This window comes from Methylobacterium tardum (genome assembly GCF_023546765.1).
Lineage (GTDB): Bacteria > Pseudomonadota > Alphaproteobacteria > Rhizobiales > Beijerinckiaceae > Methylobacterium > Methylobacterium tardum.
Genome location: NZ_CP097484.1, coordinates 3,611,461 through 3,637,252, shown reverse-complemented (window position 1 = coordinate 3,637,252; position 25,792 = coordinate 3,611,461). Strand labels below are relative to the sequence as shown.

25 protein-coding genes and 2 pseudogenes are annotated in these 25,792 nt (G+C 70.9%); 14 read left to right on the top strand and 13 right to left on the bottom strand.

The features are described 5' to 3' along the window. The first annotated feature begins 1,215 nt into the window (after positions 1–1,215). On the top strand, positions 1,216–1,767 hold the full coding sequence (locus M6G65_RS17400) for a PAS domain-containing protein (protein WP_043075177.1): 552 nt from the start codon (positions 1,216–1,218) through the stop codon (positions 1,765–1,767). 64 nt (positions 1,768–1,831) lie between these two features. Here M6G65_RS17400 and M6G65_RS17395 read toward each other — a convergent pair whose 3' ends face one another. From M6G65_RS17395 to M6G65_RS17350, 10 genes are all read right to left on the bottom strand, one after another. Next, positions 1,832–2,137 (bottom strand): hypothetical protein, encoded by a 306-nt coding sequence (locus M6G65_RS17395; protein ID WP_024828423.1) that lies wholly within the window; start codon positions 2,135–2,137, stop codon positions 1,832–1,834. Positions 2,138–3,014: 877 nt separating this feature from the next. Next, a complete protein-coding gene (locus tag M6G65_RS17390; RefSeq protein ID WP_250102628.1) occupies positions 3,015–4,934 on the bottom strand; it encodes a hypothetical protein in 1,920 nt (639 codons plus the stop codon). After that, entirely contained in the window at positions 4,924–6,036 is a 1,113-nt protein-coding gene (locus tag M6G65_RS17385; RefSeq protein WP_083374423.1) for a TniB family NTP-binding protein, read from the bottom strand. Before M6G65_RS17385 ends, M6G65_RS17390 begins: the two co-directional genes overlap by 11 nt. Positions 6,037–6,047: 11 nt before the next feature. Then, the gene (locus M6G65_RS17380) at positions 6,048–7,544 is read right to left on the bottom strand and encodes a DDE-type integrase/transposase/recombinase (protein WP_250102627.1); all 1,497 of its coding nucleotides are present in this window, start codon (positions 7,542–7,544) and stop codon (positions 6,048–6,050) included. Between the two features lie 703 nt (positions 7,545–8,247). Further along, on the bottom strand, positions 8,248–8,610 hold the full coding sequence (locus M6G65_RS17375; protein ID WP_052517017.1) for a hypothetical protein: 363 nt from the start codon (positions 8,608–8,610) through the stop codon (positions 8,248–8,250). A gap of 53 nt (positions 8,611–8,663) precedes the next feature. Beyond that, a complete protein-coding gene (locus M6G65_RS17370; protein ID WP_250102626.1) occupies positions 8,664–9,032 on the bottom strand; it encodes a hypothetical protein in 369 nt (122 codons plus the stop codon). A gap of 150 nt (positions 9,033–9,182) precedes the next feature. Continuing rightward, on the bottom strand, positions 9,183–9,491 hold the full coding sequence (locus M6G65_RS17365; protein WP_250102625.1) for a hypothetical protein: 309 nt from the start codon (positions 9,489–9,491) through the stop codon (positions 9,183–9,185). 424 nt (positions 9,492–9,915) lie between these two features. Further along, positions 9,916–10,167, bottom strand: coding sequence for a hypothetical protein (locus M6G65_RS17360; protein WP_250102624.1), 252 nt, complete (start codon positions 10,165–10,167; stop codon positions 9,916–9,918). A gap of 975 nt (positions 10,168–11,142) precedes the next feature. Continuing rightward, positions 11,143–11,838, bottom strand: a complete 696-nt coding sequence (locus M6G65_RS17355) for a hypothetical protein (protein ID WP_238195011.1) — start codon at positions 11,836–11,838, stop codon at positions 11,143–11,145. Between the two features lie 452 nt (positions 11,839–12,290). Continuing rightward, positions 12,291–12,725, bottom strand: coding sequence for a hypothetical protein (locus M6G65_RS17350; RefSeq protein ID WP_250102623.1), 435 nt, complete (start codon positions 12,723–12,725; stop codon positions 12,291–12,293). Between the two features lie 566 nt (positions 12,726–13,291). Between M6G65_RS17350 and M6G65_RS17345 the strand changes: the two genes are divergently transcribed. Beyond that, positions 13,292–13,873, top strand: coding sequence for a toll/interleukin-1 receptor domain-containing protein (locus M6G65_RS17345; RefSeq protein ID WP_043075269.1), 582 nt, complete (start codon positions 13,292–13,294; stop codon positions 13,871–13,873). 22 nt (positions 13,874–13,895) lie between these two features. Here the strand turns inward: M6G65_RS17345 and M6G65_RS17340 are convergent, their stop codons facing one another. After that, on the bottom strand, positions 13,896–14,252 hold the full coding sequence (locus M6G65_RS17340) for a hypothetical protein (protein WP_250102622.1): 357 nt from the start codon (positions 14,250–14,252) through the stop codon (positions 13,896–13,898). A 97-nt stretch (positions 14,253–14,349) separates the two neighbouring features. Between M6G65_RS17340 and M6G65_RS17335 the strand changes: the two genes are divergently transcribed. After that, positions 14,350–14,562: a DUF2188 domain-containing protein gene (locus M6G65_RS17335; RefSeq protein ID WP_043075267.1), complete on the top strand. Its 213-nt coding sequence runs from the start codon at positions 14,350–14,352 to the stop codon at positions 14,560–14,562. A 27-nt stretch (positions 14,563–14,589) separates the two neighbouring features. Here M6G65_RS17335 and M6G65_RS17330 read toward each other — a convergent pair whose 3' ends face one another. Then, complete coding sequence (locus tag M6G65_RS17330; protein ID WP_373323670.1) at positions 14,590–14,889, bottom strand: hypothetical protein; 300 nt, start codon at positions 14,887–14,889, stop codon at positions 14,590–14,592. 118 nt (positions 14,890–15,007) lie between these two features. On the opposite strand from M6G65_RS17330, the pseudogene M6G65_RS17325 reads away from it, so the two are divergent. Continuing rightward, positions 15,008–15,103 (top strand): annotated as a pseudogene (locus tag M6G65_RS17325) (arsenic resistance protein ArsH); the annotation flags it as partial. Between the two features lie 93 nt (positions 15,104–15,196). Then, positions 15,197–15,793: a hypothetical protein gene (locus M6G65_RS17320; protein WP_052517016.1), complete on the top strand. Its 597-nt coding sequence runs from the start codon at positions 15,197–15,199 to the stop codon at positions 15,791–15,793. Between the two features lie 127 nt (positions 15,794–15,920). Here M6G65_RS17320 and M6G65_RS17315 read toward each other — a convergent pair whose 3' ends face one another. Next, entirely contained in the window at positions 15,921–16,547 is a 627-nt protein-coding gene (locus tag M6G65_RS17315; RefSeq protein ID WP_052517015.1) for a DNA-binding protein, read from the bottom strand. Between the two features lie 322 nt (positions 16,548–16,869). Between M6G65_RS17315 and M6G65_RS17310 the strand changes: the two genes are divergently transcribed. The 9 genes and pseudogenes from M6G65_RS17310 to M6G65_RS17270 all read left to right on the top strand — a co-directional run bounded on the left by M6G65_RS17310 (position 16,870) and on the right by M6G65_RS17270 (position 25,735). After that, positions 16,870–17,424, top strand: coding sequence for a metallophosphoesterase family protein (locus tag M6G65_RS17310; RefSeq protein ID WP_043075265.1), 555 nt, complete (start codon positions 16,870–16,872; stop codon positions 17,422–17,424). Then, positions 17,421–18,218 (top strand): metallophosphoesterase, encoded by a 798-nt coding sequence (locus M6G65_RS17305; protein ID WP_250102621.1) that lies wholly within the window; start codon positions 17,421–17,423, stop codon positions 18,216–18,218. The genes M6G65_RS17310 and M6G65_RS17305 overlap by 4 nt, the downstream gene beginning before the upstream one ends. 133 nt (positions 18,219–18,351) lie before the next feature. Beyond that, a complete protein-coding gene (locus tag M6G65_RS17300) occupies positions 18,352–19,125 on the top strand; it encodes a sigma-70 family RNA polymerase sigma factor (RefSeq protein ID WP_250102620.1) in 774 nt (257 codons plus the stop codon). Beyond that, the gene (locus M6G65_RS17295) at positions 19,122–19,754 is read left to right on the top strand and encodes a hypothetical protein (protein WP_043075262.1); all 633 of its coding nucleotides are present in this window, start codon (positions 19,122–19,124) and stop codon (positions 19,752–19,754) included. The genes M6G65_RS17300 and M6G65_RS17295 overlap by 4 nt, the downstream gene beginning before the upstream one ends. Then, positions 19,741–20,616 (top strand): annotated as a pseudogene (locus tag M6G65_RS17290) (UvrD-helicase domain-containing protein); the annotation flags it as partial. The gene M6G65_RS17295 and the pseudogene M6G65_RS17290, both read left to right, overlap by 14 nt. Continuing rightward, complete coding sequence (locus M6G65_RS17285) at positions 20,550–23,168, top strand: ATP-dependent DNA helicase (protein ID WP_347710500.1); 2,619 nt, start codon at positions 20,550–20,552, stop codon at positions 23,166–23,168. The pseudogene M6G65_RS17290 and the gene M6G65_RS17285, both read left to right, overlap by 67 nt. A gap of 142 nt (positions 23,169–23,310) precedes the next feature. Next, on the top strand, positions 23,311–24,003 hold the full coding sequence (locus tag M6G65_RS17280; protein ID WP_250102618.1) for a multiubiquitin domain-containing protein: 693 nt from the start codon (positions 23,311–23,313) through the stop codon (positions 24,001–24,003). Further along, positions 24,003–25,397 (top strand): ThiF family adenylyltransferase, encoded by a 1,395-nt coding sequence (locus M6G65_RS17275; RefSeq protein WP_250102617.1) that lies wholly within the window; start codon positions 24,003–24,005, stop codon positions 25,395–25,397. Before M6G65_RS17280 ends, M6G65_RS17275 begins: the two co-directional genes overlap by 1 nt. Next, positions 25,397–25,735, top strand: a complete 339-nt coding sequence (locus tag M6G65_RS17270) for a ubiquitination-like system serine protease family protein (protein ID WP_043075215.1) — start codon at positions 25,397–25,399, stop codon at positions 25,733–25,735. The genes M6G65_RS17275 and M6G65_RS17270 overlap by 1 nt, the downstream gene beginning before the upstream one ends. The last annotated feature ends 57 nt before the right edge of the window (positions 25,736–25,792 follow it).

Sequence of the window (25,792 nt, the reverse complement as noted above, 5' to 3'; positions counted from 1 at the left end):
CACGGCTCATCGGTGGCCTCAGATCATGCGGCGGACGCGCGCGATCCCGGTCCCAGACGAGCATGACCGGAGCGGCTTCGGCGACATCACGCCGGTCCCGCCGCCGCCCGAACCTCGTGCGGCCCTCGCCGCCGAGGTCGCCGCGGCGCCGGTGTCGCTGCGGCAGCGCGCTTTCACGGACACGGCGACCGCCGCCGAAGGCAGGGCCGGACTTCAAGGGACCCCGGTTCCTGGCCGGAAAGGGAACGTTCCGCGTATGCCCGATCTGGGAGGATGGGTGAGCCGCCAGATCAGAATTGCTCGGAAGCGATCGCACGCCAGAAGCCTCAGGTGAGGGGTTCCAGCTGTCGCCGGATCTGCAGCTCACGCCGGGCCTACTCTCGAACGTCGTTTCGTGTGGCGGGATTTGCGATCTTGCGGTTCAGGCTATCGGTCGTATGGCCTTCGAAGGGTCGTTCCGACGTCCAACGTCGGCGGATCAACCCGATCATCGACTGCTTGGTCATTCTCGCCTTCGCGCCGGCTGGCGCTTCCCCATCCACTCGCAGGCAGCGCAATGATCGTAGCCGAGGCCGGTGTGATCACCCCCGGATTCCGGTCGGCGTCCACGACCCGGGAAAGGCGGCCTGCCCGCTTCCGACCCAACCGAGCCGCCGAGAGCGCTGGCAGCTCCCCTCATAAGCGGCTGTCCTTCTCGGCGTGGGGGCCGGGTGGAAACGGGTTTCGGTGTGTCGGTGCGAAGTTGTGACAGCGCGCGCGGTGCCGCGTGCGCTCACACGCGGAGGGCGGCGTGGACGGGGACCGGTGCCAAGGACCGCCATCACCCGCTCCGGACCGTAGGCCAGGACCAGGAAGCCCATCTCGGTCGCCTCGTTTCTCAACCGGCGCATCCGGAAGTGCATCGCCCCCATCCAACCTCAGGGAGTCCCGAACCGCGATCGCGAGGCCAAGGTTACCGGTGCCTCCCCTGGCGGCGATGGCCCTGCCCGACTGCGCGGTCCCGATGTAGGATCGGTAGGTTTCACCGTTCGGCCGCCTTCCCGGTCCGCGACCTCGCGGTGGGCGTCGAGGGCGACCGCGCGGCCCGCGTCGGTCCGCAGTCCGTGCCACAGCCGCAGCATTCGTCAGGACCGACCGCTCGTGGCGTCGCCCTGGGGTCGAGAACCGCTCGCGTCCGTTCATCGCGCGCGGGGAGCACGGCCGGACCATGCGACGATGATCTTCGTGACCGACGCTCGCGGGCGATGCGTCTACGCCTGCCCTGAGTGGGAGGCACTCACCGGCCAGCCAAGCACGGAGGCCCTCGATCGGGGGTGGGTCCTACGCGTTCACCCGGACGACCGCGGCACCGCCACCGGCATTCTCGATGAGGCCCTCGCGAGCGGGGCGGAGTTCAGCATCCGGTATCGCCTGCTCAAGCCCGACGATACCCCGCGCTGGGTTGGGGCGGGTGGCGTGCCCTCGTTCGGCATCGAGAACGGCGCGTTCATCGGCTATCTCGGCTCGATCACCGAACTGGCCGGGGGGGCCACCGATACGATCGCGGCCTATGGCAACGTCGGTCGGTTCGTGCCGCCCCCACCCCACCCGGCGACCATGCCGATCGACACCCTCGACCTTATCGCCGATCACTTGATCATCACCCATTCGCTGATCGAGGAGGACGACGGGGCGAAGGCAGCGCTGCCGGGCGCGCGGATCGCCCTACTTGAAGTTGGCCTTGCCCTTGCCGCCCGGATGCGGATGCAAGGCCGGTCGCTGAACTGACCGACCAGGACAGAACCCGCGTCGCGGCGGACTGGATGCGGTCACCGGACACGAAGACCCACCGCTACCCCTGGCCCTCCTGCGAACCGTCGCATGCGGCCTCGGTCGCCGGCCCGGACGGCGGCTCATCCGGCGCCTCGGCGCCCGCCGCAGCGGCCTCGACGGCGGACAGCACGCGATGGCGCGTCACCGGGTCGGAGATCGCCGCGAACGCCCTGACGAGCCTTGCCGTCTCCGGATGGCGCAGCAGGTCGAGGACCGGCGATACGCCCTCGATCGAGCCGACCGTTCCGACGAAGAAGGTCGCGACCGGGACGCGCAGCCGATCCGCGATGGCTTGCAGGCGATCGGCGCCGGTCCTGTAGCCCACCGCCCCGTCCGCTGGTCGGCGCCGAACGGAGGCATGGGACGCGGGGCCGAGAGCTGTTCGGTCCGCTCCATGAGCGGTCGGCGTTTCGGCGACGCCAGTGCTGGTCGCGCATCCACCGGTCGGGCGTTTAGTGGTGGGGCGCCACCTCGACTTCGGCTCGGTCGTCATGTGCGGTGGGGACCTACGGGCGATGGCCGAAGCCTGCCGCCCCGACAAGGTTCTCAAACCGCACCACGCCGGATGGAGTTTCGTGCAGCGCAACAATCCCAGCGTGCGTCTGTGGCATGGCCCGGTCGTTCGGCTTGGCGGCACGTCCACATCCTGCGTCGCGTCGATGGGTGGGGAGTGCCGCAACGTTCGGGGCCCCGGCCCCATCTGGAGCGGCCGCCTGCGTGCCCGACGTCCGAACGGCTGGCAGCTCTCCGATGCGTGCGCATCCGCCTCGGCAGGCCCGAGCCGGCTGCGGCTGCGACGGTCAGCGAGAGGTCCCTTCGGTTCAAGGACGGACACCCTGAACGAGGGGTCGACGGTGGAATGCCGATGTCACCGCCAGCGAGCCGTCGACGATCCGCCATGAGCCCCCGGGGCTCGGCGAACCTGTCCACCGACCCGCGTCCGGTCGAGCGAGGGGCCCGCGGACAAGGCTTTGCGGGTTCCTCGGGGGAATCCGGGCGCGGGCCGGTCGACGGCTCGGATCGCGCGTCGCTGCGCCCATGACAGTCCGCAACCTCCGGCGAACACCATCGGCTGAGCCGCTTCCACGCTGCCGGTCGTCGGCGCCGCGGTCGAACGGCGCCGGGGTCGGCCGGCGGCCCCGACGGCGGGCTCGGATCGATGCCGGACGCTGGGCCGGGGCCTCGCGCCGTTCCGCGGCGCCCTATGGCGCTGCGCGGCGGCGGGTTCCTGGCAACCGGTCGGCCACGGCCCCGGCGGACGGGCGCACGACCGGTCGGGAGCCCACTCCAGGCCCGGGTCGCGGCGGCCGTCTCCGCCGTGTGGCCGGCGTCGCGCGCGGGAGGGTTCCGACGTCCTCCCTGCGATAGAACGTCGGGCCGCCGGGCGACCCGGACCCGAAGGCCGGCCCGATCCCGGACCGCGACAGCCTCCGCGCCATCGCCGCCGCAGACGTCCCCTCGGCGCGCGCCAGCTCGCCGGCGGACACGAAGCCCTGCCGGAACTGCGCCCAGTCCGCGCGCGCCACCTCGCGCCGGTGCCGGTTCCGGAAGCCGCAGGGCGCGCGGCGCAGCCCGAGCCGGCCCGACGCGACCAGGGACCTCGCGAGCCCGCGGTCGCCGACCCGGGCCACGACCTCCGTCCAGGGGACGTCGTCGCTGGGCGCCCGTTGCAGCGCCGCGACGTCGGCGACCCGGAGGACCAGGCCGGGGAGCCCGGCCCGGCCGCGCACCCGTCCCCGGGGGGCAAGGCGGCCGTCCAGGACCGCCCGCACGATCGAGCCGATCGGCGACATGCCGCGCCGCGCGGCCTCCGGCAGCGGGGCGCAGCCCGCGGGCACGTCGCGCAGGCGCGGCACCCCCGTGAACACCCCGACGGCGAGCCGCTCCACGGCGGCCCGGTCGAACCGGTCCTCGCGGACCTCGCGCCCGTGCCGGGGCAGGACAGGGACCAGGCAGCCGGCGGACACGACCGAGGCCATCCCTTCGTTGGTCAGGCCGAGCGCCCGCCGCGCCTCGGCCGACCAGCACGTCGCGGCGGCGAGGTCGGCCAGACGGGCGCAGTCCGCGGCGGCGTAGAGCGGTATCGGGCTCGGCCCCGGCGCCGGGACCGCCCCGAGAGACGCGAGCAGACGCTCGACGGTCGCCTTCTCCAGGCCGGTAACCCTGCTGAGACGGGCGACCGTCCCGAGGACCGGCTCCGTGACGGGCCGGCCGAGCAGGTCCCTGCCCGGTTGAAGGGGCAGGGACGCGATGGCGTGCGCGCGGAGCGCCTCGCGGACCGGCCCGTAGGCCGGGTCCCGCTCGTCGTGCACGAGCCAGCCGTAGAGCCGGCCGTAGGCCACGCCGGGGGTCAACTCGTCGCGGTCCGGCCGGGCCGTCGCCACCAAGCCGTCGAGGAAAGAGCGGAACGGCGAGGGGCCGCCCTCGAACGCCGCCATGCCGGCGGACAGCAGCGGGCCGGCGTCCACCAGCCCCGGCGTCGCTCCGCGCGCGGCGTCCGTGGAGGCGCATCGCGCCGACGCGCTCGGCGAGGGGGATGGCGGCGGCCAGCGACAGCGCGTCGAGCAGCGGGACCCGGCGCCGTCCCCCGAAGCCGAGGCGTCCGAGGACGTAGGTCTCGCCGGGGAATCCGGCCTCGCAGGGTGTGGTGGCGGGATCCGGCATGCCGGCGTCCCCCGCCGCCGCCGCGGCGAGGTCGGTCCCGTGCCGGGGGCAGCGCCGGAGGGAGCGGACGTCCCACCAGGCCCGGCGGAACGCCCGGGGGGCGGCGCGTCGAGCCGTGCCGCGTCCTCCGCCTCGCACGCGCGGCAGCGTCGCCGGGCCGGGGGCGACCAATCGGCCCGCGCGACGATCTCGTCGCCGAGCCGGACCGTCGCGCCCTCGACCACGAAGGTGGCGGCCCGCAGGGCGCCGGCGTCGACGCCGGCCAGCGCGGCGACCCGGTCCGTGTCGCGCCCCGCCACGACCGACCTCCAGTCCAGGCCGTTGGCGGCCGCGAACGCCGCCGGGCTCCCGGCCCCGTACCGCCGCGAGAGGCGTTCGAGCAGGGCGTAGGCCGGCTCGCCGCTGCCCGGCGCCAGGTGCAGCGGCAGGCGGGCCGCCGGCTCGGGCCTACTTGCCATAGCTCGGCTCCGGGACGCCGCCGGTCCCGCGCAGGCGGGTCAGGTCGCCCCCTGCCGGCGTCGCCGGGCGCCGGAGCGCCCTGCACACCGCGTCGGGTTTCATGAGGAACGGGTTGGCGCCGTCGCCGCGGCGACGCCAGCGCTCGTAGGCCACGGCGAGGGTGTCGTCGACGCAGTTGTGACCGGCCTTGAACGACATCTCCGCGGCGAGGTGGATGAGCTTGGACGCGAGGCCGACATAGCCGTCCGTCGCCAGCCGGAAGCGGTCGACCTTCTCGGCGAAGCCGCTTCTTGCCCGGAAATGCAGGGCCACGAGTTGGTCGTCGTAATGATTGAGGAAGTCGGCGAACTCCTCCCGGGCGGCCTCGCCGGCGAACGGCGTCATCGGCAGCTTCGCGCCGCGGCGCTCGAATTGCTTCCAGCGATCGAAGAAGGTCATGACGGACGGCTCGCCCGCCAGCACGAGCTGGATGTCGGTCTCGTTCAGGAGCGTCTTGAGGGTCTCGGACACGGTGCGCTCGTGCCTGTCCGTGCGCGCCAGGTTCACGATGTGCTGGAACTCGTCGATCTTGACCACCCGCACCCCGCGCGCCTGCGCGACCTTGACGAACTGCCGCATCAGCATCGGCTCGGACGGCCGGTCGCTCGCCTCGTACCCGGCCACCTGCGACAGCATCTTGACCAGGAGCGCCTTCATGCGGCCGGGCGAGGGCGCGTCCAGGCGCAGGACCGGCAGGGGGTCCGCCCAGCTCGTCTTGACGTCGGGGAAGTCGACCGCCGTCAGCTCGCGGTCGAGGACCCAGCTCTTGCCCGCCCCGGCCTCGCCGCCGATCACCAGGACGTTGCCCCGCTCCCGCCGGCGCGCGCGGTCGCGCAGCAGGCGCATCTCCCGCTGGGCCTCCCCGTACGCCACGGTGGGGACGTGGATGCGTTCCCGCATGGCCAGGACGAAGGCGTCGAGCCGGGCGGCGTTGTGCGGCGCGTCCCAGTTCGTCCTGCCGCCCCCCGCGGGGCCGCCGGGCGCGGCCGCGCCGGAGGGGGGCGCGGATCCGGGGACCGGCTCGCGGGAGGCGTGGGCGTCGGGCGTCATGGCGTGTGTCATGGGTGTCGTCCTCAGTCGTAGTATTGCGAGCGGGTGGCCACGGAGCCGCGGCGGGCCGGCGCGCCGGCAGCCTCGGCGGGGGAATGCGTCGCCGCGGCGGACGGTGCCTCGGCCGCCTCGGGCGTCGGCAGGGCCGCGACGGCACGGGCCGGCCGGGCGGCGTCGGCGAACTTCTGCTTCCCCCTGCCCAGGGGCTTCCCGGCGCGGTCGTCCCGGCTGGCCCGCTCGAACATCTCCACGCGCGCGTCCGCCAGCGTCTCCCGACGGACCCGCTCGGATTCGGGCGTACGCTCCTTCGACCGGTTCCTGAGCCGCTTCCACATGTCGAGGTCGAGGCCCTCGATCAGGTCCGGCTCCTGGCAGGTCGCCCGGATCTCCACGTTGGGCTCGACCGTGTCGTCCCAGACGGTCATCGTCGTCAGGTCGAGCGGGTCGAGCGCGCACCGCCACTTCCGCTTGCGTCCGTGGAGCTCCCGCAGGCGCTCCAGCTCGGCGCAGTCCCAGTGCAGTTCGAGGTACTCGATGCCGGTGTCCTGGATCGGCTTCAGCAGCGGCAGGGCGGTAGCCACCACGACGTCGCGCGCGCTGGGCGGCATGTCCACCCCGAGGGGCGACATCTCCTGCCAGACCTCCATCGGCGTCCTGTGGAACAGCCCGCGGTGGTTCTTCTGATGGTAGTAGGCCGCCACCCAGATCGCGAACAGCACCCTGATCTCGCCCATGGTCATGCGGGCGCGGTCGTGCGGGCGGTAGTCGCCGCGCCGCTCCGGGCTTCCGAACGTTCGGCCGGGCATCGTTGCGAAGTTGCGCTGGACCTCGCCGAAGAAGCGCTCGACGCGCCCCTTCTCCCAGGGCGCCCGCCGCGGGCAGTAGAGCAGCTCGAAGCCGAGCTTGGCCGCCGCGGCCTTCAGGGCGAGGCTGTGGAACTCCTTGCCGTTGTCGAGCCTCAGGACCTTCGGCATCCCGAAGACCGGATTCACGACCGCGCGCCCGTTCACGCTCACGTCTGCCTTCGCCGAGAGCATGCTGCGCAGGCACAGCATCACCGACACGTACGAGGGGGGATCCAGCGAGATCGACCATCCCACCACGCATCGCGTCGCCGTGCAGATGGCGAGCGTCAGCCAGGGCCGCCCGGCGATGCCGCGCTTTCGCCGATGGGAGCCCTCCTCGGTCTCAAGCGGTTCGCCGCCGCGGTCGCGCACGACCGTCACGTCCAGGAGGACGTGATCGATCTCGATGACCTCGCACGCCTTCTTTGGCGAGGCCCGGCGCCGCTTGGCGTCGAAGCGCATCGCCGCCTTGCGCGGCTTGAGCCGGGCCTCGGCGAGCTCGCGGGCGCCGAAGCGCCCCGTGACGAAACGGTGGAGCGCCGTCTCCGTGAGCGGCGTGAGCCTGTCGCCGGTCTCCCGGTTGTGCTGCTGGACGCGCCCCGCCACGTACTCGTGGAGCAGGCGGATCGTCGGCCCTTCCTCCTGGCGGTAGAAGGTCCTGACGGCTTCGGCCATGAGGTCGGCGAGGGCGGGCGCCAGCTCCTGGGCTTGCGCCCCTTGCGATCGTCGAGCCGCACCAGGGCGGAGGGCTCGCGGCCGGACCGCTCCCAGCGCCGCATCCAATCCCGCAGCGTGGGGGCGGACGGCGTGGCCTCGGCCCTCGCCTGCTTCCGCGCCGCGGCGTCGGGCAGGAGGCCCGGGACGCCGGCCCGGCGCCGCCTGAGGCTCGCCACCGCCCGGGCCACGGACGCGTACCGGCGTGCGTTGCGCCGGAACAGCGTTCCGTCGCCGTTCTTCCGGCGCTCCTCCAGCCCGTCGATCGTCATGACGTAGTCCAGGCGGCGCTCGGCCTCCGCCTGCCTGTGGTCGGGGAACTCGGACAGGCTCCGCCGCAGGTTCTCGCGGATGCCGGCCGGCAGGGCCGGGTGCAGCTGCCTCGGGATCACGAACTTCCCGGAGAAGTAGAGCGACGCGATCTCCTTGGATCCGTGCGTCACCGTGCGCCCGTCCACCTCGCTCCGGAACACGCAGCCGGCCTGCTCGCGCGACATGTACGTATGCGTGACGTCCTCGATCCTGACCGACGAGCCGAGGGGGAAGTTGATGAAGGGCACGATCATGGGTCGCTGCCGACTTGCTGGGCGGTGGGCGCGGGAGGGGATCGACGGCGACGGGTGCGGTCCGGGCGGCCGGGACGGCCCGCCGCCGGGACGGGCGATCAGGCGCGCCGGTCCCGCTCGGCGCGCCGGGCGGCGCACAGCAGCAGGGCGATCGCCCGTGCCGGCCGCGCCATCTCGCGCTCGGTCCAGACGACGAAGCCGATCCCCCGGGCGTGGAGGGCCTCGCGGACGGCCCTGTGACGCGCCATCGTCCCGGGCCGACGGGCGAGGCGCCGCGGCTTGACCTCGACGTAGGCGATCCCGAGCGCGGTCAGCGCGCCGAAGTCGGCGGTGTATCGGCGCGGCGTCCCCGCGTCGTCCCACGACTCGGAGGCCGGTTGCTCCAGGTAGTCGGAGACCTCCCGCGCCTCCTCCAGCAGGATCGCGGCGGTCCGTTCGAGAAGGCTTTCGTAGGCCACCATCCGCCCCGTCTTCCTCGACGGCCGGAAGCCGCTGAAGGTGTCGCGGCGGCCGGTCACCAGGCGGCGCCGCAGGCGCCGATAGCCGGGGGCGGCGCCGCGGCGGCCGGATCCGCGGCGAACGCGCCGCGCCAGGTCGCGAGGGTGCCGGCCGCCTCCTGCGGCCGAGGCCGACCCTGCGGGAGGACAGCCGGGGGTGTCCCGGAGACGGCCGGGCCGGGCCGCCCGCCGTCGGGGGCGGCCGCGACCGTCCGGTGGCCCGAGACGTTGCGGCACCAGGACGCGACCATCCCCGCCGGGGAAACGGCGACATGGATCCCGGTCGCCCGCTCCCGGAACAGGTATCCGTCGGCGATCGCCCTGACGAACTCATGGGTTTCGGCGGCGAAGGGGGTGGCACACATGGCGTGTCTGCTCTCGGTCATGGCAAGATCCTGGATCGGCGGCGGCGATCCCGAGGGTGGGGGCGGTCGCGGCCGTTCCGTCGGGGCGAGGTAGGCCCCGGCATGCGATCCGGGGCGCGGCGGGCGGCGCCCCGCCGACCGACGGTCGGCGCAGGCGGGACTGCGGCGCGGTCAGCCCGCGGTCGCGGCGATCTTCTCGCCGTCCGGTCCGAGCCACCGCCGAAGATGTTCGGCGAGGCCGCGGATGCCGGAGATGCCCATGTGCGCCGCGACCTTGCGCAGGACTCGTTCGGACGGATTCCGCTGAGACGCGCCGGTCGGCACGTAGTGGATGCTGACCCCGAGGGCGTGCGCCGCCTCGCGGAACGACGCGCTATGGAACTCGCGGGCGTTGTCGACCAGGACGGCGGTGGGGGCGAGGGCCGCGAGTCCGATCACCTCGACGCCCGCGGCGGACACGCCGCCATGGAGCAGGCGCACGAACTCGCCCGCTTCGAGGGACCGTCCGAGCGCGGCCCCGAACGGGCGCCCGCCGCGGTCCCACGCGAGGGCAGGTCCGCCGTTTCCCCCGAAGCGTCCCGCAGGCGGACGATGTCCATGCGAACCGCGCCCTCCGGAAGCCGGGGGTCGGGGCGTCGCGCGCCGTCGATCCTGCCGAAGCGCCGCGGGGCATCCGCAGGATCGACGGCCGGCTCGGCCGCGCGTCGATGCGGGGCTTGGCGGGAGCGGCGCTGTTCCGGGATGACCGTGCGCGCGGGCGTCGTCATCGACACGACGCCGTGATCAGGCGTCGTGCCGGGCTTCGCCGGTCTCGCCGGCCCCATGACGTCCGGCAGCTGTGCGCCGTCGCCCATCCGGACAGGCCTGACGGGCGTCGCCGTCCCGCGGCTGCGCAGCACCGGGATCAGAGCGGCAGGGTCGCGGCCGGCGCTTTCGTACCGGCGGCACCATGCGGCCACGGTCCGGGGGCCGGCGGCTTGCCGCCGACCTCCGCCGCGACCTCCGCGACGACGGCGGCGACCCTGGTCAGCGCAGGCCGCCGGGCCAGGCCTCGCATCGCGCGGACGTAGACGAGTCGCCGTTCGACTTCGGCGGCGAGACGCTCGCTGGGGGCGGGCGCGGCGTGGCGGGTGGGAAAGTCGTTCTGGGGGGGCATGGATCTTCCTTGCCTGGCGGCTTGCGGGACGAGCGGATGCCGGGCGGGCACGGGGCGGCCGCCGACCGGCGGCTTCGGGCGCCGCTGCACGGGCGGACCCGTGCGGGTCGTCGTCGTACCGCCGCGGCCCAAGGGGGACGCTGACGGACGGGGGCACATCGGGGACGGGCGGGCTCGCGCGGCGTCGAACGGCTGGCGCCGGCGGGGCGAACGTGCCGCCTGGATCCGGCTGACCGGGGCGGCCCCGACCGGAGAATGCGACCAGGACAGGTCGCCATGCCCGCGGTCGGGCAGGGATGTATGTTTGGGGGAGGGTTGAGCGCGGACGGGTGTCGCAGCGACGCTCACGGTCGTAATACATGCGAGAGCGGATGTATGCAAGTGAGAAAATGCGCTAAGGTCCGCAAGACTGTGGATAAGGCGTTTTGTACATCGTTAATACTATCTAAAGATCGACAAACGGCGCGGCCGGCTTCGTTCGCGTCCGGTCGCGGGGAGAAGCGCGCCGGCGTCCCGCCGATCGGCTCGGTCGAAGCTGCGCGACCCTTCGGAAGCGGGCGGCCCCGCGTACGGTCCGCCCGTCGAAGCGGCGCCGCCCGATCGATTGATCGACCGCCACCGCGAGGCTCGCCCGCACACTGCGGCGATTCCGGGCCTTGCCCGTCGCAGGTCGGACCGCGTCGACATCGGCGGCGGTGAAGAAGCAGGAGCCGCGGGCGTCGGCCAGCCATGCGTGGGGCATGGTCGGTCCGCGGGCCCGGCCTCTCCTTCGCCGACGTCAGACCGCGCAGCCGTGCTCCGGCCGGTTCCGCGGCGGCGCGGGCATCCCGGGCGACGGACGGATCCTCCGCGGGATGGCGCTTCAGGTCGCGGCGGAGCCGCGCCAGGGGAACTCCCACACGCCCTCCGTGCCGGCCATCTCCGGCCCCGTGGGCTGGCGGATCCCGTCGTCGGCCCGGGCCTCCGGCCGAGCCCCTAGCCGTTCATGACGATCTGCCAAGCGGCCGCGCCGGGGCTGACTTCCGGGCTGACCGCGCCGCACGGTTCGACCCCGTGGAAGCCGTTTTCCATCATGAGCAGCAGGCCGTGGGACTCGCCGTCCAGGGTGAAGACTTCCCAGACACGGATCGCGTCGCCGGCGCTGTGCCGGCGGGCCTCGTAGACGGGATGCGTGGGCCAATCGACCACCGGGTCGAGCACGACGGTGACGGCGGAGCCGGCACGCGTGTCGTCATCGTATTCGTCGGGGGCCATCGCGCGAACGAGGCCGCGCCGATCCTGTCGCGCCAGGTCGACGTCCGCGTCCCATCGCTGCGGCCGATCCACGACCCGCATGGGTCCGTCCAGGGGGAACAGCGCGACGCCGCCCGCATCCCGCGCCACGGCGAGGCGGCGTCCCGCCATCGTCACGAGCACCCGCGTCACGTCCGCGCCACCGCCTCGCCGAACGGTCGCGGTCTTGTCGGACTCCAGCGCGCGAACGATCTCCGCGGCCCGATCCGAGGTCCGCCGGTTTTCGCCGTGATCGATCGCGAAGGTCGACGTTCCCGACGCGACAGCGCGCCTCACGCGCTCGAATGCCTCCAGCCGATCGCGATGCAGCGGCGGTCTTCGGGGGATCTGAGTGGGCTCCGGCATAGTTGGTGACTCCTGGTGCGGGATGGTCGGCACCCGCATTCCCCCGCGTGGCCAGGCGCCTGGTCCGACTATGGCCAGGGCGGAAACGGGGTCAGGGACGCCGTGAGCGAGCCGGTTCCGAAGGTGGCGCGATGCGTAGGCGCCGCGGCCATGGGCCGATCCGCGTCTGGCCGCGCAGGCCCTGTGGCGGTTCCGGGTCGGGGGGCAGCAAAGCCGTTCTGGCCGACGTTGGCGATCGCGGATTGAGCGGATGGTTAATGGGCGGCCAACTCCAGGACTTCGCTGGCTGGGCCGCGCGCCTGATAGCCGATCCAAAGATCCGCTTTCGGACATCTAAGTTCCACGTCGGGTCAGCCTAGAGTAAAGCGGGCCGCCATCACTTGATGACGGCCCGCTGCCTTTGAGCGTGGGCGGCGCCCGAATCAGCCGTCACCGGCGTTCGTCGCTGAAGGTTTTTTCGATCTCCTTTGGACGAGCGTCCCGGGTCACCTTCCCCTTGTCGGAAGGAGAACGTCATGAAGTCCAAGGAAATCATCGAGCGCCTGGCAGCCATGCCGCCTCGGCCGCCGGGGGTTCCTGCCGTGCCGCCCATCGAGCTGGTCGCGATGGTGACCCGGATGGGACGAAGCCTGAGACAGTGGAAGAAGGAGACCCTGGCCGATTTCGCCTGTGTCTCGTTGTCTACGATCGAACGCGTCGAGCGCGCCGAGCCGGTCGGCGTTGAAAGCCTGGACAGGGTCGCCCTCGCGCTCGGCTATGAGAAGGGGGCCTTCACGGCCGCCCGCATTCCCATTCCACGCGAGCAGGCCGCCGCCGAGTTCGTCGAGGAAATGGGTAACCTCGAAGCGGTTCCGGTACGGCCCTTTCTGACGCACCGGCAGGTCCGGATGGTCGCCGGCACGCAGGCGTTCTTGATCCATCGTCCGGAACTCGGGCCCGCCTACGACGCCGACGTCGAAGCCCTGACGGAATGGATCGATCTGGTTTCATGGGTGATGGGGCCGCATTCCATAGGCGGCGGCGAGTTCAACCGCAGGCGGGATCTATGCGGGAATGTCCTTGCATCGGTGTCCGAGTTGCGAAGGAGAGGCGTGACCGTGCTGGTCGCCGTGATGGAAGCCCCTATCCCCGGTATCCCGGACTGGAAGGTCGCGATCATCTCGCTGACCCCCGTCTCTCGGATCCCGGGGCCACCAACCGGCGGACCATCCTCGCCGACAGGCGCTTGGTCCAACCAGGACCGGGATATCTGCCCCACCTCGCCTAGGCCGACGACCGAAACCCTTCCGGTTTGGGAACAAACCGGGTCCAGGGAGCATGACTCGCGACCTTGGCCGCTAGCCAAACGGGGGCAACGATGCGCGCCCGCGCTTCCTTATCCACACGGAAGGCCGTCCCCCGGCCCAAGGCGGCACGGCCGCCGGCGCGCACGACGAGGCCGTCCGGGCAGCCCGGCAGGAAGGAAAAGTCCGAGGTCAGGATCTTCGTGTCCTACTCGCACATGGACGCCGACGCGCGCAGGAAACTCGAAACGCATCTGGCCCCCTTGAAGGGCGACAACGTCTCGACTTGGTTCGACGGCGACATGAACGCGGGCGACAAGCTCGATACCGCCATCGCCCGGGCACTCAGGAACGCCCACGTCTTCGTCGGCCTGCTGAGCCCCGACTACCTGGCGAGCCACTACTGCTGGAAGATCGAGTACAGGCGCGCCATGAACCGGCGTGCCCGCGGCACAATGCGGGTGGTCGCCGTCGTCGTCCGGCCCTGCGACTGGAAGTCGACCCCGGCCGCAGGCTTCAAGCTGCTCCCGGAAGACGGGCGGGAGGTCACCCGCTGGCGCAGTGCGGATGCCGCCTATCTCAATGTCGCTCAGGGCATTCGACGCGTAGTGGCCGCCGTCCGACGGGAAATCGCGGCGGCTTCGCAGCCGGCCAAGCCGAAGCGGGCCGCCGCCAAGGCCACGGCGAAGGCGGCCGCCAAGGGTTCGGCGCCGCCGAAGGCGAAGAAGCCACGTGCCCGGGCGAACGTGGCACGCAAGCCTTCCAAAGCGGGCACCAAGACCTGATCCGCCCCGCGGCGGAGGTAGCCTAGACGTAGCCCGGGTTCGGCTGCGCCCAGATCAGCTGAAGTGTGTTCCCCTTGACCTCGATCTTCAGGGCCGTGAGGTCCTCCAGCGCCTGAGCCATGCCTGCGACGGCCGCCTTCCCGAAGCCGTAGGCCGGGATCTCCAAGGAAGGCCGCTTGCACTCGGCCATCGACACCGCTTCCTGGACGATCTGGCCTATATTCGTCTCGGCGAAGTCGACGCCGGCGTCCCGGCCATACAGCTTCACGTCGCGGAACAGGTGGTGGACGCCGCCGTCGCGCGACATCTGCAGGGAGGCGTTCGACATCGCCCGGCGGTGGGTGTCCTGAACCTTGGCCTTGATCTCCGTAGGCGTCACGGGGTTCTCCCTTGGCGTGGGTCAAATGGTTGACCCGTGCATTGAAAGCGTGGCGGCCAGCCATCACGTCACGCCTAGTTGGTGACGGAGACTGCCGATGACCAAGCCAGGAAACATCTACGTGGAGCCGCGCGAGGACGGCGACTTCGCCGTGCGCCGCGAGGGATCCAAGCGCGCGAGCGCCATCACGCCGACCCAGAAGGCGGGGATCGAGCGGGCTCGCGAACTGGAGCCCGACAAGAAGCCGAACGTGGCGCGGGTCCGGAACACGAAGGTCGGCGGTCCCGACCAGTTTCGGAAGACCCGATAGTCCACGGCCGTCGGATCGCGACCTTCGTCAGCGAAGGGTTGCGCTCTCGTCAGGTTCGAGATGCCGGTCCGCTCCGCCGGGACCGCCCGACGAGACGTGGCCATTCAAGCGCTCCAGATGCTCGAAGACATGCTCGAAGGCGGCCGTGATGGCTGCCTCGAACGAGCCGTCCGCCTTGCCCCGGGCCTGCTTCAGGCCGCTGAGCAGTTCGCGATGCTTTTCGGTGTCACTCGACATGATGCGTGCTCCCGCCGGGCAAACCGCCCGGTCCTCGAAGCCAAGTTCTCGCGTATCGTCGGGTTCCGGACGGTGGATGAAGCGCGCCAATCAGGAGCGACAGCCTTCGCGACGCTTCCCGCCGGCGGGAGGTCAAACGCTGTTTTTCGGATCGGGACCGCACACGCGCCATAGGGCGGCAGCCAGCCCGACATTCCCCAGTGCGGGTACCCGCGAGCGCGCCGACCGCTACAGCGAGCGGAAAGAACGGGAGCCCGAGCGCCTGAAGGCGGTCGTCGCCGACATCGGCTTCGTGAAGCGTTGAGGAACCGTCCGGCCCGATCACGCTGCCCCTTCCCGATCATGCCGCGATCGGGTCAGGTTTCGAACGGGACGATACGATCGGGGGCATCGGAGCATGGACGAACCGGATAACGGGGCAGCAGCCGCGCCGAGCCCTCGCGACGAAGCCGAATTCCATCGGTTCACGCGCCTTCAGCTCTCCTGCTCCGATTTCGCGCAGGCCATGAGCGCGGCCACCTTCCTCCTGCAGGAACTGGAAGACGACGTCGTCTACGGCCTGCCGGCCTGGCGGAAGTTCCGTTGCTACGAGACAACGATGGTCGTGGCCTACGCACGACCGTTCTCGCAATCCAAGGGACGGGTCCCGAAGCTCGGCTGGAAGGCGCTCGGCGTCGAACTGTCCTCGGCCGAATTGGCCCTGCACGAGAAGGTCGTCGCCCATCGCAATAGTCTCTACGGGCATTCCGACGCCGACGCCGTGGAACTACGGATGCTGTATCTCCACGAGGTGTTCAATCACAACGGCGCGGAGATGAACCTGTTCATGCCGCGGTTCGAGGAGCGGCCGCGCTTCGACCTCGATGAGATCTTCCGCATCTACGAGCTTTGCTCGAAGCTGAACCACCATGCCTTCATGGCGTGTCAGGATCTCGGCAAGCAGTTTCGCGATCGCTTCGAGCCCCTGCCCATGAATTTGAGCGATCCCGATTGAGCGGTTCGCTGGCCGGCGGTCACAGAGAAACGCCGGGCGGATCCGTCGTCTGCGCCCGAATATGCCGGCGCGGATAAAGTCGGCACAATTCCGGCGGGCCAGCCGGCAACGACCGTGGCCGCTTCGCTCAAGCTGGGGGAGCCGCTTCCCTGGCGCGGCCGAGCGTCGGGAACGTGCCGCGCGAGAATCCCGTCTCGCCGCGCTCGAAATACCAGCCGTGGCTCACCCGCACCGACATCTTCTTGTGCAGTGTCCTCGGCGTCAGCGGCTCCCGGCGATCCGCCGCCCCGCGCACCGTCGCCGGCTTCAGGAGCCGGAGGATCTGCGCCGCGGTCATCGTGCCGGAGGCGCGCAGGATCTCGTAGATCTCCCGCATGACGCGGTCCCAGAACTCCTCCGACCGGCCCCGCTCCAGCCGCGCCTCGGCCCGCGTGACGCTCTCGCGCAGCCCCGCGATCTCCGCCTCGGCCGCGTCCAGACGATCCAGCGCCTCGGCCAGCAGTTCCTCGCTCGCACGCACGGTCACCGCCAGGTTCTCGCGGTCCCGGGTCAGCCGCGCCGCCGCCTCGGCCTGCGCCGCCGCCCAGAGATCCCCCGCCACCTTCGCCAGCGCATCCTGCAGCGGCACCGGCAGCTCTTTGATCTTCAGCGCTGGCGCGTAGCCCTTCGCCGCCTTCCACTCCGCCAGCGCCGGCCCGACCTCACGGTTCGAGCCGCCCTTCTTCAGAAGCGGGATCAGCGTCCGCAGCGACACGCGTCCGGTCCTGGCTAACAGCCCGTCCGCCGCCCTGAACAGTTCCTGCTTCCGCTGCTCATTCATGGCCCGCCCCCCGCCACGCCACGAGCATCACCCAAGATGGTTAACGAGCCTATGGATTTCGGTAGCAAATCATGGTCGCGTTACCGCTACCGCTACCCCACCGAGTCGCGCTCCTTGCGCCCCGGGACCGTCCAGGGAATAAGGACCGCCCCGACCCAGGAGCCCGCCATGATACGCATCGGTCGTCCCACGCCCCCCTAAAACCCGGAGCGCGAGACCACCTGCGTCGAGCCTCCGCCAAGCGCGCGAGGCTCTCATGCCCCCTCGGATCCTCTTCTCAAGCGACCATCATTTCGCGCACCGGGCCACCCTTGGCGACCGGCTGGGCCTGCGACGCCCCTTCGACACGATGGAGGCCCATGACGAGGCCCTGATCGTGCGTTGGAACGCCGACGTCCGCCCGGGCGACACCGTCTGGCACCTCGGCGACTTCTGCTACCGCTGCTCCGAAGCCAAGGCCCGGGAGATCTTCACGCGACTGAACGGCGCCAGGCGCTATCTCGTTCGCGGCAACCACGACCGCATCGGCGCGCGCCTGCCCTGGGACGGCATCTTCGACGTCGCCCACGTGCAGGTTCCGCTGCCGGACGGGTCTGTCCAGGGCGTGTGGTGCAGCCACTATGCCCACCGAGTCTGGCCCCGAATGCACCGCGGCGACATCCATCTCTACGGCCATTCCCACGGCACGCTGCCCGGCACCGCGGCGAGCACCGACGTCGGCGTGGACTGCTTCGGCTTCCGCCCGGTCACCCTGGACGAGATCCGCATCCGCCTCGCCGAGAATGCCGCCAACGACGGGAGGGCGCCATGACGCAGAAGCTCTGGGTCTTCAGCGACCTCCATCAGGAATGGCCCGAGAACGCCTGGGATCCGGCGGCGCACGCGCCGCCCGACGGCTTCGACGTGGCCGTCGTCGCGGGCGACGTCCATACGCCGCTCGTGCGCGCCTTCGACTGGCTCGCCGAGCGCCTGCCCGACGTGCTGGTCGTCTACGTTCCGGGCAACCATGTCTTTTGGTGGGACCGGGGCGAGGACCGCTACACGCTCGTCGACCAGCTGTCCCGCGGCCGGGACGTCACCGCGCGCCACGGCATCCACCTGCTGCTCGGCGACGCCGTCGTCATCGGTGGCACGCGCTTCGCCGGCGGCACGCTCTGGACCGACTTCCGGCTCGGCCCCTTCGGGCTTCACGCCGCCATGCGCGCCGCCCAGGGCCGCGGCGGCATGAACGACTATCGCCGGATCCGGAACGGGCCGCGGTCACGGCACCGTGTCGAGCCGGGCGAGATCCTCGCCCTGCACAGGAAGACGCGTGTATTCCTGGAGGCGACGCTCGCGACGGCGCACGACGGCCCGACGGTCGTCGTCACCCATCACGCGCCGCAGCCCGACAGCCTGCCGCGTCCGCACGAGGATCTCGGCTGGTGCTACACCTCGGATCTGCGTGACCTGATCCACGCGTGCGGCCCGGACCTGTGGGTCCACGGCCACATCCACCGGAGCGTCGATTACCACGTCGGCCGGACCCGGATGGTCTGCAACTCGCGCGGCCACCACGAGGAAGCCAGCGGCTTCGAGGATGGTCGCACCATCGACCTGCCTTGATCGGCCACCGGAAGGTCAGCAGGGCCGCGCACTCCGAAGACGCACTTCGGGGAGAAGAGGACACGCCCGACGTTTCGAGCTTGGCGGCGAATCATCTTGAGGTAGCATTGCTCGAACGCGACACGGATCCGGCATGCCGCCTCCTCTCACGAAGCGCAAGAAAACGGGGGAACTCTATGTCAGGACGGCTTCCGTCGACGCCGCCATAGACCGTGCCGCAGGGCTCGATCTCGACGCCGTCATCCGCGAGGCCCGCGTCGGCGATCGAGGAGCGCCGGGCTTCATGGAGCCCGAGTGCCTGCTCCACCTCGTCAGGTCGACCCGCCTCGACAATTCCGATGACCGCTTCGCGCAGCTGTTCGAGATCCTCCTCGATCGGGTCGCCCGGTCGTTGAAAGGATCCATCCGGCCGAGCTCCCTCTACGATCCCGAGGAGTTGCGACAGGAGGTGGCCGACAGGTTCGTCGACCTCCTGGTGGAGGACCGAAACCAGCCTGGGGACGGTCTCGACTACTTCGAGGTGCGTTTCGCAAGCGCGCTCGCCGCGTTGCGCATCGACGTGCTGCGCGCGTCCGGACGCCTCGCCGCCAAGGAAGATCACGTCGAGGACATGCACGACCAGGAGGGTCAGCCACTTCCCGCGCTGGCCAAGCAACTCAGGCAGTTTTCCCAGGCAGAGGGCGCCGAACAGGAAAAAGAACATTTCCGGAACGAGCTTCTTCGGGCGATCGACCGTTTGCCAGACCACGAAAGGGTGGCTGTCACGCTCGTCCTCAAGGGGCATCCCATCGAGGGCGACGACGCGGAAACCATTGCGAAGCTTTGCGGCGTCTCCGACCGGGCGATACGGTATCGCCTCCAGAAGGCGTACGAGAAGCTGCGTCGTGAACTCGGAGAGGGACGATGACGACGACCAGCACCGCGCGCGGCGCGCGCGACGTATTGATGATGTTCGCGACCGAGGGTGAGCCGACGCCGAGACGCCTCGAAGCGTATGCGAAGGATCACCCCGAGTTGCGCCGGGAGCTGACGGAATTGGCGGTCGAGATGGTGCTGGAACCCTCCCGCCCGCTACCGCCCGCCGATGCCTCGACAAAAGCTACGGTGGCGTCCGCATGGGCCCGTTTCCAGGCCGGAACAAGGTCGGACGTCGAGAGAGCCCCCGTGCGCAGCGCGGCGGCGTTGCCGAACGTCTTCGCCGGGTTCAGCGGGGCGGCCTTCCCGCGATTGGCGGCGCGCCTGGATGTGACCCCGCTCTTTCTGATCAAGATGAAGGACGGCCTCATCGAGGCGGCCCGCTTCCCGAGGGCTTTCTCGAAGCTCGTCGCCGATGAGGTCGGGCATGAAGTGGACCTCATAATAGCCAGCCTCGGACGACCCTCCGCGATACCCCGCGGCATGATGGCCAAATCGGACGGGAAACCGGAAGCCGGGGCGAAGCAGAGCTTCGAGGAAGCCGTCGCCACGTCCGGCCTGACCCCCGAGCAGCAGGAACGGCTGCTCAACATGGCAAGGGCCGAACGTGGATCCGATTGAGGCCGCGAGGAAACGAGCTGCACGCATCCACCGGGAGATCGTCGCCGACGGCGGTGATCCCTGGCAGCCGTTCGACATCGTCGTACGTGCCATCGCCACGCACGACCTGTGGCATCAACCGGTGCAGGCCGGCGACGTGTCGCTGCATGGATGCAAAGCGCGCATCGATCCCGACACGAAGGGGATCCTGTACGGCGAGACTGGCACGGCGGGTGGCGACGCCCTGTTGATCGGGCACGAGCTCGGCCATGTGGCGATGCACGGCTGCACGGACCCGGTCCTCACCCACCACACCGATCCCAGCCGCTCGGCGGAGAGCGGCACCGCCGTCGAGAAGCTCGCCGACTATGGGCGAGGCGAGCGTCGGGAGGTCCAGGCCGACCTCTTCGCCCGCGAACTGGTGCTGCCACGATCGGTCGCGCGCGATCGTCACGCGGAGGGCATGAGCGTCGCGGACATCGCCGCCCGCCTCGGCATCACGGAAGACGTCGTCACCCAGCAATTGCTCGATGCCCTGCTGCTTCCGCCGGTCCCAGACGCGGTCGCCGTCCCCTCCGGCGGTGCGCTCCGGCGCGACCCCAGCCAGGACATCGCCGTGGCGCACCGCGGCAGCCCCTATCTCCTTCAGGCAGGCCCGGGCACGGGGAAGACGAGGACCCTCATCCGGCGTGTGACCAGCCTCATCGACGAGGGCGTCGACCCGAACGGCATCCTCGTCCTGACCTTCTCGAACAAGGCGGCCGGCGAGCTGATGGACCGGCTCGCCCTGTCCCATCCCGAGGCGGCCGCCTCAGTCTGGATCGGAACCTTCCACGCCTTCGGCCTCGACATCGTCCGCCGCTTCCACGATCGGCTCCGGCTCCCTGCGAGCCCGCGCCTCGCCGACAAGGCCACGGCCATCACGATGCTCGAAGGGGTGATCCCGAGCCGGCCCTGGACCACTACCGCGATCTCTGGGATCCCGAGGAGAACCTCGCGGACATCCTCGCCGCCATCTCGCGGGCCAAGGACGAACTCGTCGATCACGTCCGCTACGCCGAGCTCGCCGAGGCCATGGAGAGAGCCGCGACCGACGATGCGACACGCCTGCGGGCGAAGCGCGCGGCCGAGGAGGCACTCGTCTACGCGGCCTACGAACGCCTCCTGGCGGACAGCGACGCCCTGGACTTCGGCGACCTCATCATGAAGCCGGTTCGCCTGATGGCCGACCATCCCCAGGTCGCCAGGGCCTTGGCGCTCCGGCACCGTCACATCCTCGTCGACGAATACCAGGACGTGAACTTCGCCACCGTGCGCCTGATCGCGGCACTCGCGGCGGACGAGGGCGAGCGCCTCTGGGTGGTCGGCGACGCCCGCCAGTCGATCTACCGCTTCCGGGGCGCGACCTCGGCGAGCATGGGTGCCTTCAAGGACGACTATCCCAAAGCGACGGACGGCGCACTGACCGTCAATTATCGCTCCCGCGGCGAGATCATCGACACCTTCTCGGCCTTCGCGTCGAGCGTCGAGGCCTTCCGACGCCTCGGCGATCTCCGCCTCACCGCCGATCGAGGAGCCTGCGGCCGGCGACCGGTCATGCACGAGGCCGGCACGCCCGACGACGAGATCGCGCTGGTCGCCGCCTCCGTCGCCGAGGCGAACGACGGTGGGATCGACTATCGCGACCAGGCGATCCTCTGCACGGCCAACGACCGGCTCGCCGCGTTCGCCGCCGGCCTGACGGCTCGGAACATCCCCGTCCTCTACCTCGGGCCCCTCTTCGAGCGGCCCGAGATCAAGGACCTGCTCAGCCTGCTCGCCCTGTTCCACGATCCCCGCGCCGCGACGCTGGTGCGCGTCGCCATGATCCCGGAGGTCGCGATGGGCCTCGGCGACGTCGCCCTCGTCGCCGTCCACCTCAGGGAGGCGGCCGGCGGCCCGCTGGCCTGGCTGGAGGACGCCGACGCGCTCCCCGGCTTGAGCCTCGCCGGGCGTGAATCCCTCAGGCGCCTACGCGACGCCTGCGGCGGCTTCGAGGCCCGCGCCCATCCCTGGAACGTAGCGAGCGCCCTGGTGCTCGACAGGCTCGGTATCGCGCGCCGCATCGGCGGGGCCACGACGCTGGCCGACCGGATGGCCGGCGTCGCGGTCTGGCAATTCCTCAACTTCCTCAGATCCCTGCCGATCGAGGGGGAGTTCCCGACCTCCGAGGTCTCGCGTCAGATCAGGAGGTTGATCCGGCTGAACGAGGAGCGTTCGCTGCGCCAGTTCCCGGACGCCGCCCTGGAGCTCGATGCCGTCCGGCTGATGACCATCCACGGCAGCAAGGGCCTCGAATTCGACCTCGTCCATGCCCCGGGCATGATCGCGACGGGGCTGCCCAGAAGCGCGAAGGCGCCGGACTGCCCGCCGCCGGACGGTCTCATCGCCGGCAGCGCGGGCCTGACCGGCCTCCAGGCCAGCGTGGCCGGCCACGAAGAACAGGAGGCCTGCCTGTTCTTCGTGCTGCTCTCCCGCGCGCGGGACGGCCTGCGCCTCTACCGCTCCACGCTTCAGAAGGGTGGAGCGAGGAGGCGCAACCCGTCCGCGTACAACGCCCGGATCGCCGCGACGCTGGACCCCGCGCCCCCGATCGCTCCTCTCCCGGCACCGCCGGCTGCGGCCGCGCCGCCACCGGTGGCGGTGGCCTGGAGCGTGCCGGTCGAACTCGATCACCAGCACCTCGATTCCTACGGGAAGTGCGGCTTGCGCTTCCTCTACACCTACGTCCTCGGCCTCGGCGGCCGACGCGACGAGAACCCCTACATCCGGATGCACAACGCCGTCCGGGCGATGATCGATTGGCTCGACCGGAACTTCGACGCGGCGCAGGCCGAGCCGGCGGGCTTCGCGGCGGCGTTCGACGGTGCCTGGGAGGGGCACGGGCCGGCCGAGCATGGCCACGCCAACGCCTATAGGCAGATCGCCGAGGAGATGCTCCGCTTCCTCGTGGGCACGCGCGCCGAGGAAGGCCGGCAGCCCCCCAGGGCCCTGCGCCTGGGCGCCGGCGGCGGACATGTCCTGTCACGGGCGCACGACGTGGTGCGCACCCGTGACGGCCGCCTCGTCGTGAGGCGCGTCGCCACGCGCAAGGCCATGGCCTCGCTTGAGAAGGAGATCGAATACGCGATCCTCGATGCGGCCGCCGAGCAGGCCTTCGGCGAGCCCGTGACGGTCGAGGCGATCCACCTCACCGGCGCGACCCGCCGACCGGTCCCGCCCGACAAGCGGGCGGAACTCGTGGCCGCCGTCGCCCAGCACATGGCCGACGTCGGCGCTGGCCGCTTCGCCCCCAATCCCGGGCGCGGTTGCCTCCGCTGCCCGCACCTGTTCGCCTGCCCTGGCCTACCGGCCGGCGGCGCCTTCGTGCGGCACCCCCTGTCCAGGGAGCGCTGAGGCTCGGCCGGCCGGCAAGATGGCCGCGATCAATCCTGGAAAAAAGTGAGCGCGGCCGTTTCCGGATCCGCCGGTCCCTTTCGATCAACCTCTCGACGGTGCGGGGAGCACCCGACCCACCGAGAGATCGAAAGGAACAGTCATGACGACCAACGGCCACGACAACGACCGCGACGAGGACGGCACCCGCAAGGTCCAGGTCTATCGCTTCCGCATCGACAAGACGGAGTACGAGAACCCGCTTCCGGACCTGACCGGCCGCGACCTCCTCGTCATCGCCGGCAAGCACCACCCGGAGCGGTTCAAGCTCCTCCAGAAGATCGGCGCCACCATGAAGCCGATCGCCCTCGACGAGGTGGTGCACGTCAGCGACAAGGGCGAGGAGCGCTTCATCACCCTGCCGCTGGACCAGACCGAGGGGGAGCAGGCGCTCCCCCTTCGCCGGGACTTCGTGCTGCCCGAGGGCGATCGCGAGACCCTCGACGCCACGGGACTGCGCTGGGAGACCGTCCAGGACATGGGCGTCCCCCGCGTCGTGATCCGCGGCTATCCCGTCCGGGCCGGCTACGCGCCGGAACGGACGGACCTGATGCTGCGGCTCCTGCCGGGATACCCGACCTCGCAGATCGACATGTGGTACTTCCACCCGCCCCTGGCCCGCACGGACGGCGCGCAGATCCGGGCGCTCGTCGGTGACATCTTCGAGGGCAAGCACTGGCAGGGCTGGTCGCGCCACCGCACCGGCCTGAACCCCTGGCGGCCGGACATCGACGACATCGGCACCCACCTCGCCGTCGCCGAGCACAACCTCGCCAAGGAAGTGGGGGCCGCCTGATGCGCGTCACGCTCGCCCTCACCGGCGCCCAGCACGCCGCGATCCACGCCCACCTTTTCCCGGGGGATGGCCGCGAGGCCGTCGCCCTGATGCTGTGCGGTCGGGCCGTGTCGCCCGGCCGCACCAAGCTCGTCGTCCACGAGATCGTCCCGGTGCCCCACGAGGCCTGCCAGCGCACCGACCGGCGCGTCACCTGGCCAACCTCCTACCTCGAACCCTTGCTCGACAAGGCGGCGCGGCGCGGGATGGCGGTGGCGAAGATCCACTCCCATCCGGGCGGGAATCTCCACTTCAGCGAGGTCGACGACGAGGCCGACGCCGCCCTGTTCGGGAGCGTCCACGCCTGGGTCGACGACGGGGCCCCGCACCTCAGCGCCGTCATGGTGCCCTCGGGCGCCGTGCTGGCCCGCGCCCACAGGGCCGACGGGACGCATGGCGAACTGCATCACGTCTGCGTCGTGGGCGACGACATCCGCTTCTGGAGGCCGCCGGCGGACGCGGATCGCGAGATCCCCGAGTTCGCCCGGCGGCACGCGCAGGCCTTCGGACGCGGCACCTTCCAGGCTGTCCGTGGGCTCAGGCTCGGCGTAGTCGGTTGCTCCGGCACCGGCAGTCCACTCGTCGATCAGGTCGCCCGGCTCGGCGTCGGCGAGATCGTGCTCGCCGATCCGGACAAGGTCGAGGAGAAGAACCTCAATCGCATCGTCAACACGACGCGGGGCGACATCGGACGACCGAAGGTCGAGGTGCTCGCCGGCTTCGCCGAACGGCTCGGCCTGGGCTCGCGGGTCGAGGCCTTCGCCCACGACCTCTCCCACCCCGCCGCCCTGCATGCGATCTCGACCTGCGACGTCGTCTTCGGATGCATGGACGGCGTCGAGGGGCGTGATCTGCTGAACCGGCTCGCGACCTTTTACGGCCTGGCCTACTTCGATGTCGGCGTGATGCTCGACGCCGACGGACATGGGGGCATCGGGCAGATCTGCGGCTCGGTCCACTACCTGCAACCCGGACGCTCCAGCCTGCGGGGCCGGGGCCTCTACACGGACGGCATGCTGGAAGCCGAGAGCCTCCGCAGGCAGGATCCGGCGGCCTACGAGGACCGGCTCGCCCGCGGCTACATCCGTGGGGTTCCCGAGGACCGACCGGCGGTCGGGGCGCTGAACGGGCTCTTCTCCAGCCTGGCGGTCATGGAGTTCCTGCTGAGGCTGCATCCCTCGCGGCTCGACCCGAACGGCGGGTTCGCCACCCAGACGTTCAGCCTGACGGCCGGCTACTGGGAGAACCTGCCGGACGAGGGCGTCGACGAGGCGTTGGCCCGCTACGTCGGCCGCGGCGACATGGTGCCGTTCCTGAACCGGCCCGCCCTCGACATGCTCGCGAGGGCAGCGTGATGAGGGATGCCATGCTCTCGAAGATCCGGGCCGCCCTCGGCTGGGTCTCCCGTCGTCGGGGACGCCACACCGCCGCCTTCGTTGAGGAGGAGCCGGACGCGCTCGCCCCGCGCACCGTCTACGTCGTGGGCGAGGACGGCCATCGCTGGTTCGCGGCTTTCGATTGCCCCTGCGGTTGCGGCGAGACCATCAAGCTCTCGCTCGTCCCCGGCGACCGTCCCGGCTGGAAGTTGAGGGATCATTGGGACGGCACCGCGTCGCTCGCACCCAGCGTCTGGCGCAAGGTCGGATGCAAGAGCCATTTCTGGCTCCGCAAGGGCAGGGTCGAGTGGTGCTGACCGCGACGCCGGCGTCGAAATCTCGTTAGGCGACGCCTCAAGCATGCCAAGCCATGC